Source organism: Streptococcus sp. Marseille-Q0941 (genome assembly GCF_943736975.1).
In the GTDB taxonomy this organism is placed as follows: Bacteria; Bacillota; Bacilli; order Lactobacillales; family Streptococcaceae; genus Streptococcus.
Genome location: NZ_CALSFO010000003.1, coordinates 421,966 through 437,346, shown reverse-complemented (window position 1 = coordinate 437,346; position 15,381 = coordinate 421,966). Strand labels below are relative to the sequence as shown.

At 32.9% G+C, this 15,381-nt stretch carries 16 protein-coding genes; all 16 read left to right on the top strand.

What is annotated here, in order from left to right:
• Positions 1 to 122 precede the first annotated feature (122 nt).
• The 16 genes from NGI26_RS04040 (at position 123) to NGI26_RS03960 (ending at position 15,368) form a co-directional block, all read left to right on the top strand.
• Positions 123 to 1,097, top strand: a complete 975-nt coding sequence (locus NGI26_RS04040; RefSeq protein WP_251936326.1) for a DUF1002 domain-containing protein — start codon at positions 123 to 125, stop codon at positions 1,095 to 1,097.
• 74 nt (positions 1,098 to 1,171) lie between these two features.
• Positions 1,172 to 2,542 carry a 23S rRNA (uracil(1939)-C(5))-methyltransferase RlmD gene (gene rlmD, locus NGI26_RS04035; protein ID WP_251936322.1) on the top strand — a complete coding sequence of 457 codons (1,371 nt, stop codon included), beginning with the start codon at positions 1,172 to 1,174 and terminating at the stop codon, positions 2,540 to 2,542.
• 314 nt (positions 2,543 to 2,856) lie between these two features.
• Entirely contained in the window at positions 2,857 to 3,927 is a 1,071-nt protein-coding gene (locus NGI26_RS04030) for a hypothetical protein (RefSeq protein WP_251936319.1), read from the top strand.
• 23 nt (positions 3,928 to 3,950) lie between these two features.
• Positions 3,951 to 5,120 carry a hypothetical protein gene (locus tag NGI26_RS04025; protein WP_251936316.1) on the top strand — a complete coding sequence of 390 codons (1,170 nt, stop codon included), beginning with the start codon at positions 3,951 to 3,953 and terminating at the stop codon, positions 5,118 to 5,120.
• 457 nt (positions 5,121 to 5,577) lie between these two features.
• Positions 5,578 to 7,287, top strand: coding sequence for an AAA family ATPase (locus tag NGI26_RS04020; RefSeq protein WP_251936313.1), 1,710 nt, complete (start codon positions 5,578 to 5,580; stop codon positions 7,285 to 7,287).
• A 2-nt stretch (positions 7,288 to 7,289) separates the two neighbouring features.
• Positions 7,290 to 8,726, top strand: coding sequence for a 5-methylcytosine restriction system specificity protein McrC (locus tag NGI26_RS04015; RefSeq protein ID WP_251936310.1), 1,437 nt, complete (start codon positions 7,290 to 7,292; stop codon positions 8,724 to 8,726).
• 236 nt (positions 8,727 to 8,962) lie between these two features.
• Entirely contained in the window at positions 8,963 to 9,706 is a 744-nt protein-coding gene (locus NGI26_RS04010) for a CPBP family intramembrane glutamic endopeptidase (protein WP_251936307.1), read from the top strand.
• A 23-nt stretch (positions 9,707 to 9,729) separates the two neighbouring features.
• Positions 9,730 to 10,140, top strand: a complete 411-nt coding sequence (locus NGI26_RS04005; protein WP_251936303.1) for a DUF7668 domain-containing protein — start codon at positions 9,730 to 9,732, stop codon at positions 10,138 to 10,140.
• 108 nt (positions 10,141 to 10,248) lie between these two features.
• Positions 10,249 to 10,401, top strand: a complete 153-nt coding sequence (locus NGI26_RS04000; RefSeq protein WP_251936300.1) for a hypothetical protein — start codon at positions 10,249 to 10,251, stop codon at positions 10,399 to 10,401.
• Between the two features lie 20 nt (positions 10,402 to 10,421).
• Positions 10,422 to 10,913 (top strand): phosphoribosylanthranilate isomerase, encoded by a 492-nt coding sequence (locus tag NGI26_RS03995; RefSeq protein ID WP_251936297.1) that lies wholly within the window; start codon positions 10,422 to 10,424, stop codon positions 10,911 to 10,913.
• A gap of 864 nt (positions 10,914 to 11,777) precedes the next feature.
• On the top strand, positions 11,778 to 12,377 hold the full coding sequence (locus tag NGI26_RS03985) for a hypothetical protein (protein ID WP_251936294.1): 600 nt from the start codon (positions 11,778 to 11,780) through the stop codon (positions 12,375 to 12,377).
• 164 nt (positions 12,378 to 12,541) lie between these two features.
• A complete protein-coding gene (locus NGI26_RS03980; protein ID WP_251936291.1) occupies positions 12,542 to 12,715 on the top strand; it encodes a hypothetical protein in 174 nt (57 codons plus the stop codon).
• 2 nt (positions 12,716 to 12,717) lie between these two features.
• On the top strand, positions 12,718 to 13,209 hold the full coding sequence (locus tag NGI26_RS03975) for a phosphoribosylanthranilate isomerase (protein WP_251936288.1): 492 nt from the start codon (positions 12,718 to 12,720) through the stop codon (positions 13,207 to 13,209).
• Between the two features lie 137 nt (positions 13,210 to 13,346).
• The gene (locus NGI26_RS03970) at positions 13,347 to 13,757 is read left to right on the top strand and encodes a DUF7668 domain-containing protein (RefSeq protein ID WP_251936285.1); all 411 of its coding nucleotides are present in this window, start codon (positions 13,347 to 13,349) and stop codon (positions 13,755 to 13,757) included.
• Positions 13,758 to 13,868: 111 nt separating this feature from the next.
• Complete coding sequence (locus NGI26_RS03965) at positions 13,869 to 14,435, top strand: hypothetical protein (RefSeq protein ID WP_251937181.1); 567 nt, start codon at positions 13,869 to 13,871, stop codon at positions 14,433 to 14,435.
• A gap of 546 nt (positions 14,436 to 14,981) precedes the next feature.
• Positions 14,982 to 15,368 (top strand): hypothetical protein, encoded by a 387-nt coding sequence (locus tag NGI26_RS03960; RefSeq protein WP_251936282.1) that lies wholly within the window; start codon positions 14,982 to 14,984, stop codon positions 15,366 to 15,368.
• The last annotated feature ends 13 nt before the right edge of the window (positions 15,369 to 15,381 follow it).

Below are 15,381 nucleotides of genomic sequence, written 5' to 3'. Positions count from 1 at the left end.
CTGTGCGGAGGTGAGACGACGAAATCGAATTCTAACGAATTACCGATTTCTGTCCCACTCTCTTTTATAAGTTTTCTTTAAGGATACTTTAATATGCTAGAGTGGAAAAGGAGGAACGTCTCATGCGAAAGAAATTCTTTCTGACTAGCGCTGCAGTACTTTTAGCAGTTGCAACACTGCAAAGCGCCCAGGCAGCTACTGATGTTCAAAAAGTAATTGATGAAACCTATGTTCAACCTGAGTACGTCTTGGGTTCTTCATTAACGGAAGATCAAAAAAATCAAACACTTAAAAAACTTGGCTATGATGCCTCAAAAGATACTAAAGATTTGAAGACCATGACACCAGATGTCTACTCAAAAATTATGAATGTCGCAAACGATTCAAGTCTTCAACTTTATTCATCAGCAAAAATTCAAAAATTAGGAGAAAAATCACCACTTGAGGTCAAGATTGAAACACCTGAAAACATCACTAAAGTGACACAAGATATGTACCGTAATGCGGCTGTTACCTTGGGTGTGGAGCACGCGCGTATCACCGTTGCGGCACCAATCCCAGTTACTGGTGAAAGTGCCCTAGCAGGTATTTACTATTCCCTTGAGTCCAATGGTGTCAAACTTCCACAAGAAAATAAAAACTTGGCTCAGGAGGAGTTAAAAGCCTTGTCAGATATCAATGATGAAAACAAGGACAAATCAGGCTATGATGCCAATAAACTGAACGTAGCCCTCGCTGATATCAAGTCTGCTATTGCTAAAGCCAAAGAGTCTAAAGGTGAGCTCACAGAGGATGATGTTCGTAAGATTGTAGAAGACACTTTAAAGAACTATAAACTAGATCAGGTCGTTACAGGTAATCAAGTGAATGTCATCATCAACTTCGCCTTCAATCTTTCAAAGAGTGATATTCTTAATAACGAGGACTTTACAAAGACACTAAAAGATTTAAAACAAAGTATTGTTGCGCAGGCAGGTGATAGTTTCAGCAATATCGACCTAAACTTTGATGCCAATAAAGCGATTCAAGACGGTGGAAACATCCTCAGCTCAATTTGGCAAGCTATTCTTGATTTCTTCAAGAGTTTTGGTGCTTAGGTCAATTCATGGTATAATAGATGGTAACAGGATTGTTGCCGTCTTTTTTTGTCGGCTCATAGAAAGTGAAACATATGTTAAAGAAAAATGATATTGTAGAAGTTGAAATTGTCGATTTGACACATGAAGGAGCGGGTGTTGCAAAGGTAAATGGCTTGGTCTTTTTTGTAGAAAATGCTCTTCCGACCGAAAAAATTCTCATGCGTGTCCTTAAAGTCAATAAAAAGATTGGCTTTGGGAAGGTTGAAGAATACCTTGTTCAGTCACCTCATCGTAACCAAGACCTTGACCTAGCTTACCTACGTTCAGGTATTGCCGACTTGGGACATCTAGCTTATCCAGAGCAACTAAAGTTTAAAACCAAGCAAGTAAAAGATAGCCTATACAAGATTGCAGGAATCACGGATATTGAGGTTGCAGATACACTTGGCATGGAACATCCTATCAAGTATCGTAACAAGGCTCAGGTTCCTGTTCGTCGCGTCAATGGTGTTCTGGAAACTGGTTTTTTCCGTAAGAATTCTCACGACCTCATGCCACTCGAAGATTTCTTTATCCAAGATCCAGTGATCGATCAAGTTGTATTAGTCCTACGTGACTTACTTCGTCGGTATGATTTGAAACCTTATGATGAAAAGGAACAGTCTGGCTTGATTCGGAACCTCGTTGTGCGTCGAGGGCATCATTCAGGACAAATCATGGTTATCATAGTGACTACACGTCCTAAAATTTTCCGAGTGGAGCAATTGATTGAACAAATCATCAAGCAGTTCCCTGAGATTGTCTCTGTTATGCAAAATATCAATGACCAGAATACCAATGCCATTTTTGGAAAAGAATGGCGTACGCTATATGGTCAAGATTACATTACGGATCAAATGTTGGGAAATGATTTCCAAATCTCTGGACCAGCCTTTTACCAGGTCAATACCGAAATGGCAGAGAAGCTCTACCAGACAGCTATTGACTTTGTAGGCTTAAGAGAAGATGATGTCGTAATCGATGCCTACTCAGGAATTGGGACTATTGGTTTGTCAGTTGCAAAGCATGTTAAAGAAGTCTACGGTGTTGAAGTGATTGCAGAAGCAGTCGAGAATAGCAAGAAGAATGCTGCATTAAATAATATCACAAATGCCCACTATGTCTGTGATACTGCTGAAAATGCAATGAAGAATTGGCTCAAAGAAGGCATCCAACCAACCGCCATTCTGGTCGACCCACCACGCAAGGGCTTGGCGGAAAGCTTTATCAAAGCAAGCGCCCAAACAGGAGCTGATCGCGTCGCCTATATCTCTTGTAATGTCGCAACCATGGCGCGTGATATCAAACTCTACCAAGAGTTGGGATATGAGTTGAGGAAAGCCCAGCCGGTGGATCTTTTTCCACAGACGCATCACGTGGAGGCGGTATCACTGCTTGTACGAGCTGAGGCATCAGCGAAGTAGAAATAGAACAGTGGTTTATATTCTTACAGAAAATCTAGCAATTTTATAGTAAGCATTACCATCTAACAGGAGTCAATAACTTTTTAGAATATTATCTTAGTTAACGATTAAAATTCTAAGTTTAGAAAATAAAATGGTTTAATTATGTGCTTGTTATTGGACAGAATAACAAGCACATAAAAAGGGGGAAATTGCCTTCAAGTTTTAGATGGACTGAGGTAGAGTTTCAATCGACTGTGACCGAATGGTTAAGGTCTTATTGTGGTTTTAGTGGTATAATAAACAATATGAATAAGCTGTTTTGGGAGGACGAAATGACTGATAGTAATAAAGTGAAGAAAGTTGAAAAAGACTCTATAAAAATTGCCATAGACAGCTCAACAAACGACTCTGAGAAGATAAAATTGGGACAAAATACTACATCTATTTCTGTTTTGGCTGATACCTTTAGTAACTTTCAAGCAACTGTAAATGCTAACATTATTTCAGAATTAATTGCAACTTCAAATGTATTAAATTCAGCTAAATTAGTAAATTTTGCTAATTTGACGACTCCTTTAGTAAGTCTGCCTTCATTAATTCAAGTTGAAAAAAGCGCTATTAATGTCATGTCAGAAGTGGTTGCGTCGTACAATAAAACGTTGTCAAGTACACACTTGCAAGCAATTCAAAACATTGCAGATTCTGCAAAAAATTTAATTGCTAGCTATCAAATTGATTATTCAAAGATTTTTAGTGGCATCAATGAACTTTTAAAATCACTGCCTTCGATTTATACAAAAGAAGAAATTGAGCAGATTATTTCTCGAGTTCAACTGCTGGCAGAAAATGGATGGGTTATTTATTTTCGTGATAGAAATGTTTATCAACGTTTACTTGCTGAGGAATGGAATACATTGGAGGACGAATGGATAGAGCTGCTTAGGGATAAACTAAAAAATGAGGATTTTATTATTGACTTACAAAATTCGCCGTGTTATTCAGCTCCTCTTGTAAAATCAATGGTTGATTGCTACTTTAATCGAAACTTTTATGCAGCATACACTTTGGGAAGTTTGGCAATCGATGGTGCACTAAATAGAATTTCAGAAATGACTTCATTAGAGAAAAAAATACCAGTAGGTCACCGAGCGATTAAGGAAATTGATAATATATTTATTGATAAGTCGTTTAGCGATGTAGGACTGATGCACTGGCTGTATAGTTTCTTCAAAGATACTAATAGATTTACACTTGATGAACCAAATCGACATATGATTAGTCATGGTCGGTGGGAGAAAGAAATCGAAGAACAAGAGTTTTTGAAGTTATTTAATGCAATGTTGTATATTTGTGATGAGTATGATTATTGGGAAGAAATTATTCGTTATGAACAAGACAACTAAGTATTTTTGGAGGTTAAACACCTATGCTTGAAATATATCCTTTTATTCAGGAGCTAGTTAAGAGTGAAACGACCATACAGAAAATAGAAGTTTTCAATAGATGGAACCTTCATGAGTGTAGAGTTTTTCTATTTGATGAAGAAAAGTCAAATTTTGGTAATATAGGCAAATCATTTAGCTATGGAAAGTTTAATCTGATTGGTTTGGGAGATTACCAAAAAATTTGGGTTATTGATAAAAATACTGTGAATGCTAAGGATAATTTCTTACCCGTTGCCAGAATTATCAATTATGACTTAAACATTTTTACCTACATACATGATTTATATAGAGGAAGAAATGTCCCAGATAAGGAGAATTTAATTAAATTTTTACACGAGATTAAATCGTTGCGTCTAACAAATAATATTTCAACTGCTTTAATGGAAAGATATACCACCCCAATAAATCGTGAATTATTAGCCAAAATGATTGAAAGTTATGTTTATTTTGATAGCACAAATTTTGAAGTATTTCAATCTAATGTGCCTCAGACTCTAAAACCAGATAAATATATTTGGATGAAAGAAATCTGGGAAGATGCAGAAAACTACCTAAGCAATGATGAGGTGATACAACAGTATGAGGCAGTGTGTTGCTATATATTGAAAGCATTCATTTTGAAAAATACAAAAAATCTTTCTACAAAAGCTAAAGTCGCTGAGTTTAAACGCTATTGTTTTGAGGATTTATGCATATTTTTAGAATTAGAAATGACTTTATTAATACTATTTTTGAAAAATGATAGTACTGTTCAAGAAATATTTAAAAAGTTGCAGCTAGGGGCTAAGAAGTTAATTGATAAAATACATAATACAGCATGGGATATTTTTCATATAAGACTCTTGGAACAAAGTACTTTATTCGATTATATTGAAAACTCAGATGTGATTTATCTCCATTATTTTGCGACTGCGGATTCTGGGGTGGCTGAGGTATTACGAGCCAATCCAATTAAAATGCTGGTTTATTATAATGAAAATCTTATACCTATACGTCGATATGATGCACTAGATTTCTTCACTCAAGATGAAATAGGTTTTTATACTACTGAAGAAAAAATTACATTACGTGAGACGAAAGTTCAGAGTATTAATTTCTGTTCTATAAAGCAAGGATTGGTCAGTGAGTTAGGGGATTTCCTTACTAAATAAATTTTAATAGTTCCGTTCTATAGTATTATTCCAAAATCACTTTTACATACTTTCATTCTATAATATAGAAGTTTGCTAGCACCACATGTTGAGGTGGTAGTTTTGATGTCAAAAGTGAACTCAGGTAAGTGAATAAACCGTTGAATATATCATATTTTCTAGTGAACAATCGTTAAATCACATAGATAGCCAACCACAAAGCCTTATTTTAGCTGTTTTATCGTCACTGCAAGAACTGGTCAATAACTGGGAGTTGACACTATTCTAATTCAGTTCTTCAAACACTGACAAAGAATATAGAAATGGTGCTTGCAGAAGATAGTATAGAGGGAATGGATCGCATCAATATGCTTACGAAGGAAAAACAAAAAGAACTGTTTATCTTAGCACGCGCAAAGGTGGATTAGGGAGCACTGGCAGATGAGATTGACATTCTAAGGAAAGGAAATAGAATTTTATGAAACAAGAAATATTTAAAGAATTATATGATAAATTTGATGACCAATTTCAAATAGCGGATTATCAAAAGAATTTAACTTACTGGAAAAAATATGTGGATGAGCTCGGAGATATCGAAGAATTTCCTATAGATAAATGGATCAAACAAAATGAAAATGATAAAACATATCTGCCTAGCTATTTGGAACATCAAGAAAAACTATTCGGACATGCTAGACCAGGGCTATCTTCAAATGGTTATATGATTTATAAGCATTCAAAAGGTGGATTTTACGATGGTTATCAGAAAAAGGACAAGTTTTTTGATGATATTAGTAAGATAGAAAATGATTATAACTCAAATATATCTAAGTTAATAATGAAGCTGATACATGCAGCTTCTCTTGAAGAAATATATGAGATTGAAAAGAGCGATGAATATATAAAATTTTCTGGGAAACAGCTGCTTAGAAAAATATCAGTATTAATGTCAATGCTAGAAACCTCAAACTATAAATATGAGTTAACATGGATTTATAGAGATGAAAGTTTATATAGTATTGCAGAAATTCTTGATGTTGATACAAATGAATGCGAGACAGTGCTTCAACTAAATAACCATATATATTCCCGAGCGAAGATATGGGCTGAAATTGGTGAGTCATCAGATTTATTGGCTCATATAAAGCTGACCGAATTTTTATGGTTCCTCACAGATACCTCATATAATGTAAAAGAACTTTCTGATATTAATTCAAACAACATAATATTTAATGGTGCTCCAGGTACAGGGAAGACGTATAGCGTATCAAATGGAATTAAAAAGCTTCAGTCAATAAACAGTACATTATATAAAGATTCTTTATTTACTCAGTTTCATCCATCGTATACGTACCAAGATTTTATAGAAGGAATCAAACCGGTAGGTATTGTTGGAGGAAATTTAGATCTAAAGGTAATTAACGGTACTTTTAAAGACTTTTGTATTAGAGTAAAAAAAGAAAATGAAAAGTATTATTCGGAGCATTATGAGGGGCGTAAAACAGATGTTGAAAAAAACATAACTTATGAAAACTGGCCACAATATTTTTATGTTGTTGATGAAATAAATCGGGGTAACTTGTCTAATATCTTCGGAGAAACATTTACTTTACTAGAATATAGAGATTATGATTTTTCTGGAGAATATACAGAGCCATCTTCTAGTTTAGTTTCTACCGCTTTATCAAGAGTGATAGAAACAGTTGATAATAATGATGAGCTTATTTATAAAAATATTAATGATAGAGCGTTCTTTGGAATTCCATTTAATATTCATTTTGTTGGAATAATGAATGATGTTGATAGAAGTATTGATCCGTTTGATCTCGCCTTAAGAAGAAGATTTAAATGGGTTTCTATGTTCTGCAATTATGAAATCATAGAAGATTTATTGATTGAGAAGGGATTTAATGAAGAGACTGTTTCCGATTATATCGAGTCGTGCAAAAAGTTAAATGACTATATATGTAACAAAGGAATGGGCTTAGGCAGAAGTTATGAGATAGGGCATGCATTTTTCTTAAAAATATTAAATGTATCAAATCAGAAAAGGATAACAAAAACTGCTAAAAATATCGTTTTTGAAAATTTCATTCTTGGTACGCTACAGGAATACATACGACAAGTAGCAGATGAAAGTGAAGTAGATGATTATGTGAAAAAAGCTCAAAATGAGTTTGGTATTTAACTATGGCAAAAGTTGAAAAGTTAGTGACCAAAGTAAACACGGAATTAATTGGGAGTTTTAAATATGCTCACGATACTGTTGTAGGGCTGTCAGTAGTAAAAGGAGCAAAAAGTGATGAGGATAGAGAACGTTTAGTTAATAATGCTTGTAAAAAGATTGCAATAAAAGAAATGACGACAGAAGTGTTTGATAAAGATAATGGATTAAAATTAATTTCATTTTCTGAGTATCATGCACATAAACGCGATAGCGATAAAGAAGAAAAGCCACAGTTAATTTATCGTATAAATCAAAATGGTGATGACTTCGCAATAATGGCGGGTCTGTATACAGGTATTGTTAATGTTGGAAAAGATAAATTAGAAATAAAAACCCAATGCTCTGATTTGTTTTTTCGGAGAATAATAAATTTTTGTTGTGGGATTTATGTCGATATCGATTCATCCGAAACAAGTAGTGACAGTAGTGGAGTATATTCTCTAATTGTTCAATATTTATTTTTAGTATCTCTTCGAAAAGTTGCAGGAACGAATCTCCCTAAAAAATATGTGTATAAAAAGGACAGAGATTATAGCATTCGAGGGAATATTGATATTGAACGTTATATAACTAATGACTTAGTATCATCAGACAAAAAAATTAGTTTCAGATATCCTGAAAGAGAAAATGCACAAAATATTATTGATATTTTATATTGTGCTATTAAAGAGTGTAACGTTGAACAAGCTGTGCTACCTGATATTTTGAGTGTAAGAAATTATTTGGCTGAAAGTTTTTCTGGACGAAGACCATCAAAGTATACTGTTAATAGTATTTTAAAAGATAAGATTCTGAAAAATAGTTTATATGCAAATTACAAGAAGCCACTTCAATATGCTCAGTACATATTAAATCTGAGAGAGTTTAATGATGGAAATACAAACAAATCTAATAGCGTAAGTGGGTATTTAGTAGATGCCTCATTCTTGTGGGAGATGTATATATATAATTTGATGAAAATTCACCTTCATGATTGGGAAGTCGAGGCACAAGAAGAATTGCGTTTTTATGAGCAAACATTTTATGCGAAAAATAACTATCCGGATTTTGTATTACGTCATAGATTGACTGGAGAAATTGTAGTATTAGATGCCAAATTTAAAAATATGGAATTTAATGGACGTGATGTTGACAACGAAGACATCAGACAACTTCATGGATATTCTTATTATTATCATTTGCAATATGGAGATAAATTCATAGGTGCAGGTTTGATTTACCCAGCGAAGGAACGTATCCCTCAGAATAAAGTAAATGTTGATTTTATGTATGGAATCGATGACTTAGTTCAAAAGTTTGGTGTATTTACTGTTAAAGATCCCTCAGAAGATGAAACAATAATTGGAAATGAAGAATATTTCATTAAAGAATTAAAATTATTTATAGGTGATGAATCATGAGTGGTGTTCCAATAGTAATTAAGTTTACGACGAAACAATTCGGTAAGAGCGAACCGTCGAGTGTGTATCTTTGCTTGTAAAACCGTAAAAACCTTGTAACGAAAGAGGCTAAAAAAAGCCTTGATTGTAAGGCTTTTTTTGCATTTTTGTGATAGAATATAGTTAGTTATAAATCGAGTGCAACTTAGAAGCAGAAAAAATATTATTCATAAAATAATCAAGCTAAGGAAGATAAAATGACAGAAATTGACAAAAAGGATTTAAAAAATTATCTTTGTTCTACATTTGGAATTACTTATATAGCTTGGGGGCTTCTTGCCATATTTACACAATCTAATATTTTTGGATTAGAAACTTTTATAGGAAGAATATTACAAATAATAGGTGCACTCGGACCAGCTATTGCAAGTGGGTTTTATTTGAAAAGGAATAATATAAAATTTAAACATTTTTTATTTAATAAGAGAGAAAATAGTAGTATCTATTTCATTATTCATATGTTAGCAATTTTGATACTATTTTCTGTATCTTCCTTAGAATTAAACGGAGTATCACTTTATCTGATGCCATTATTCTTTATTCAACTAATTTTTTTTGGTGGTGGACATGAAGAATTAGGATGGAGAGGCATACTACAACCGTTACTTGATAAAAAATATAATTATTGGCAATCTAATTTGATTGTAGGTTCAATCTGGGGAATTTGGCATCTGCCTTTATGGTTTATAGTTGGAGAAAGTCATCAAGGATTTCCTTTTATTTTATTTTTTATATATACATTATTTTTAAGTTTTGTTTTAGGAGTTCTTTACCGTCAAACGAAATCTGTGGGATACTGTATATTCTTTCATGCGTTCGCAAATTTGTTAAACCTTTATTTTGTGTTAAAAATTAATGTTATTTTTATTATCATTTTTGTTGGTTATTTAATTTATACTATATTGGCTAATAATAGAATTAGTAAGAAAAAAATATTTTAAATTTTAGAAAAGGAACTATTATCATGGGAATATTCGATGATTTTGAGTACAAAGAAAACTACCAAAATGAAGAAAAAGTAATTGAAGTACTTAAAAAGATTTTAAGAGCAATTCATCTCAATAATTATAGAGATATTATGGATTGTGTTGATGGTTCAGAAGTTGATGATGTAAGAGAGTTACTTGAATACATTGACGATTCTTTACAATTAAATGATTTTGATAAAATTGATGAATATGGTGTAGAATGTAATTTCCATCCGAATTATGAGTATTCTCAGCTACAAGTTTATGAATTTAATGATCAAACTGGCTTTGCTGTTGAATATCAGATGACCTCCAATTCTGAATTAGTAGATTTAACCCTACAATTAGAGTTTTTATATAATGAGGATGATTACAAAATAACTTCTATAGACGTAGATCCTGGCTAAACTATACTTAATTACGTTTGTTATATACTTAGGATAGATAATTAAATTGTATATCGCTTAAAATCTCGGATAGTTTATCAAATACTGAAAGGTTTAAAGAAGTATCTATTGGAATTGTATCAAGGTGTTTATCAGAAAGATTTAGTCGCTTTTGATTCTTTAGAAGAGGGGAAAGCCTTTGCTGCTCAAATCCCTGGATATACTCTAGAAAACGAATATGATTTTGTTCAAGGTAATAAAGTAGAAATAACGAACATTTAGATGAAAGGTTTAGAGTAAACATGAGTCTCTTATTTGAAGAATTTAAAACCATTTGTTTCCATTTAAATCGAGTTGGAATTACACCAACACTGATGGGGTCTTTGGGATTGGAGTTTAGAACGAAAGAAAATTGGGAGCCGTCTGACATTGACATTCATGTGCCTGGTGACCCTAGAGGTTGGGAAGCACCTGAACATCTCAGAATTTATGACTGGGACAAGATAATGAAAGTGATGAATCACTTAGGTTATGCCTTAATAGATATTCATGAGCATGAATTCCAAAAGGATAGAGTGAGTGTTGAATTTGGAAGTATCGATTCCTTACCTGATTTTGCAGGAGTTTCGGAATCGGATATAGAGCTTATTCACATTGAAGGCATCACTTTTCGTCTTCCAAGTATAGAGCAATATCTAAGTATTTACAAAGCTTCTTCTCAAGACTCCTATCGAAATGATCACAATAACAATAAGGATTTTAAAAAGATTGAGTGGCTGGCAAAACATTTGTAAATTATCATATGAAAAGTAGTAAGTTGTAAGACTGGCTGCTATGTTATTTTTATTATCATTTTTATTGGTTATTTAATTTATACTATATTGGCTAGTAATAGAATTAGTAAGGAAAAGGATTTTAAATTATAGAATGGATGATGTTTCTTTTGGAAGAAGTGATCAACTTTCCGTTCTACAGTATCATTTTAAAATGATTTTTATTGCCTTTTGTTTATTAGTATAAAAGCAGAATATTACCACATGTCGAGTGTGTAGAGGATTACTTATAAAAGAGTAAAAATCTTGTAACGAAAGGGATAATGAAAAGCCTTGATTGCAAGGCTTTTTGTCGTTTAGGTGGGAAGTATTAGAGTGAGAAATTTTTTGAGGTGAGAAGAAGTAATAACTAGAAATAATCAAAATCTATTTTTGTTTCCTCTGTGGGGACATTTTAATTTCCATTGACAAAGAGTTAATGAGAATAGAAAAGCCCCACTCTGTTTTATGATAACTAACTCAATCTGAGATGGTTCTATGGAATTAAAGTCTGATCTATCTTAACTTTCTTTAGAAATTGTTACTATGAAAATTTTTATGATAAAATACGTTCATCCGTACAAACACATAAATTAATAAACATAAAGGAGAAGTATTCTATCTATTCAAAAGTTATATAACAGTAATCAGGAGATACTATTCCCTGTTGAAAAAAAGTAATTGAATTAGTTGAATATAGTCCTCATCACATTTTATAGACGAATGAATTAGCTTTCAGATAAGAAACTGTGACTGTGAAGTTGCAGTCTTTTCAGGGGTTTAATGGTATAATGGTATAATGAGATTATAGATGTGAGTATTGTTTAAATTTTCTGGAGGCGCATAATGTTGAATTTAGTAAAAGGTCACCGAGTTAACTTGGTAGAAAACCTGTTTGAATCATTTACAAAGTTAACTGAACATCATTTGATGGCGAATGTACACGCAGAAAAAATATTAGAGGTTTTTCAACACTTTATTGTGATTCATGACGAGCCTTTGTTTTTTATTTTGGAACTGCCTGTCAGTATTGATAGAGAAAAAGTGATAGCAAATAATATTATCAAGGAATCCCATAAGGATGTTTATTATATTGATGGTTGTTCAAGAGAAGAATGCCTAGCACTGTTGATTAGATACGGTGATTTACTTGTTAATGATGGATTAAGTAAGTTTGGATTTGGTGGGCATAAAAGTCATGATGAGATCATGCTTGATAGCTATAATGTTGTGACAATTTATAGTAAAGAACTATCGAAATTTAATGACTTTTTTGAATCTCATAATATTCAATTTGTAGAAGAACTAGTGACAGCTTGGAAAACTTTTTCTAAGACCTCACCAGGAATCTCTGAAATCTATGAAAGTAATGGAAAAACTGTTTATGACTTGCCTGAAGAATTAGCTGAATGGGGAATATATTTAGCTGAAACTCGAACAGAATAGGTATAGTTATAGATTAGAAAGAGAATATTTCAATTCTCTAATACCCGAAATTTAACTTGAGTCAATTTATAGAAGGAAAAGCTAGATATAAGCACATGTTGAGTGTGTAAGTTTGTTAGTGAAATGTGGATAATCGTTCAAAATCCGAAGGACTAGAGATGTATATGTTGAAATTATATCAAAATCCTTCTTATAAAGATTTAGTCGCATTTGGTTCCTTAAAAGAAGGAAAAGAATTTATATCCAAAATAACTGGATATACTCTAGAAACTGAAGATGATTTTGTTCAAGGTAATAAAGAAGAGATAACGAAGATTTATATGAAAGGTTTAGAGTAAACATGAGTCTCTTATTTGAAGAATTTAAAACCATTTGTTTCCATTTAAATCGAGTCGGAATTACACCGACACTGATGGGTTCTTTGGGATTGGAGTTTAGAACGAAAGAAAATTGGGGGCCGTCTGACATTGACATTCATGTACCTGGTGACCCTAGAGGTTGGGAAGCACCTGACCATCTCAGAATTTATGACTGGGACAAGATAATGAAAGTGATGAAAGACTTAGGCTACGTCTTAATAGATATTCATGAGCATGAATTCCAAAAGGATAGAGAGTGTGTTGAATTTGGAAGTATCGATTCCTTACTCGATTTTGCAGGAGTTTCGGAATCGGATATAGAGCTTATTCACATTGAAGGCATCACTTTTCGTCTTCCAAGTCTGGAGCAGTATCTAAGTATTTACAAAGCTTCTTCTCAAGACTCCTATAGAAATGAACAAAATAACAATAAGGATTTTAAAAAGATCGAGTGGCTGGAAAAACATTTGTAAATTATCAAATGAAAAGTAGTAAGTTGTAAGACTGGATGCTATGTTATTTCTATTGGTTATTTAATTTATACTATATTGGCTATTAATAGAATTAGTAAGGAAACAACATTTTAAATTTTAGAAAAGGAAGTATTATCATGGGAATATTCGATGATTTTGAGTACAAAGAAAAATGCCAAAATGAAGAAAAAGTAATTGAAGTACTTAAAAAGATTTTAAGAGCAATTCATCTAAATAACTATAGTGATATTATGGATTGTATTGATGGTTTAGAAGTTGATGATGTAAAAGAGTTACTTGAATACATTGACGACTCTTTACAATTAAATGATTTTGATAAAATTGATGAATATGGTGTAGAATGTAATTTCCATCCGAATTATGAGTATTCTCAACTACAAGTTTATGAATTCAATGATCAAACTGGCTTTGCTGTTGAATATCAGATGACCTCCGATTCTGAATTAGTAGATCTAACCCTACAATTAGAATTTTTATACCAAGAGGATGGTTACAAAATAACTTCTATAGATGTAGATCCTGGCTAAACTATACTTATTTATCATTGTTATTTAATACATGTGAATACTTAGGATAGATAATTAGGTTGTAAGTTGCTTAAATCTCGGTTGGTTTTTCAAATATTGGAAGGATTAATGATGTATATATTGGAATTGTATCAAGGTGATTATCAAAAGGATTTAGTTGCTTTTGATTCTTTAGAGGAGGGAAAAGCCTTTGTAGCTAAAATCCCTGGGTATACTCTAGAAAACGAAGATGGGTTTGAAGTGGAGTATGTTAATCCAAAAAATCTGCCGGATTATATGGAGATTGTCTATAATGGAAACATTGTCCCTTTATCTAGATTTTCGTTTGACCCTGAGGAAAATGTGGACATTATTTGGAAAGAAATTTCAAATCTATCCGTTAAAAACGATAAAGTAATCGAAGGCGCTACAAAAATCGACGCGTATGTCGTTAACAACGATGAAGCGAAAGCTTATGTCGAAGCTAGAGAAGCAAACTTCCGCAAGGTAAAAGCCTTCTTAGAAAGCAAAGGGTACGAAGTCGATAGAAGCTTTTTGGGAAGTGAAGACGGCGAAGCAATTCTCTATAGAAAAAAAGGCTCCGAAGACTGGCACTTCTTATGTCATTTAGATCCAATGTTCGTAGAGATTGAAGATGTAGAGGGATATGTAAAAGAAGCGATGGAAGAGATGCAATAGTCAACCGACTTCTTTGTGAGTGTATGCCACTGCTTGAGTAGACGGATTGAGCGGTAAAGAGAAACATCTAGCAATATCTAGCTTCTTAAGGAGAAATATCTATCATGAAAATAGATATTTCTCCTTAAATCGAAGGTTTAAAGAATCAAAAGCTAAAATACTGTATAGATTTTGGTAAGATTCTTTTCTGCAGATCTATCGATGAGGGGTGGGACCTGAATTTGCTCGAAGAAGATTTACTTAGTGGACCAGAATTTCCTCATTTATCAGATGGGATTTTACTTGAAATGATAGATAGTCACCTCAAAAAAAGACTTCAAAAGTTTTATACTGACCCCATCTATCATTATCAAGTACAGGGAATTAATTTTGGGATAGACGTCCTTACAGAGGCAAGTCCGATTATAAAAAAACTAGACTGAAGCCAAGGTGAAAACCGTCTTGTCAGTCTTTTTTTCTGTTTATGTAGTATAATATAAGATGTAGGTATTTTATTTTAAAAAAGTTTTTTACAAGAACGATTATTTATCTAGAAAGAGAAAAAATATGAAACGATCACTTGAATTTTTAAGAGAAAGAATCACCGATAAGATGCCCTTAGAGGAAATGGTAGCAATCTTTGAAGACTTGTGCCGTGAGCCTATTGAGGATGAGATGATTTTATTTGAAACAGGGACGTTTACAACTATATCTGATAAGCCAATGTTTCAACTATCGTTGGTAAGGCAAGCCCCAAATGAAGATGAAGAGTTTTATCAGGTTCACCTCGATATTTTCTATGAAGTATGTCAAGAGAATGAAATATTTCATGAATCAATCTGGGATGAAGATTTAGAGGAAAATATCTTTGATTACATTAGAGCTTCAGAGGTGTTTGCCTATGCTAAAGAGCAGGAATGCCAAGCGGTCAAAATTTATATGGACCAAACTTGAGATGGTTAGTTAA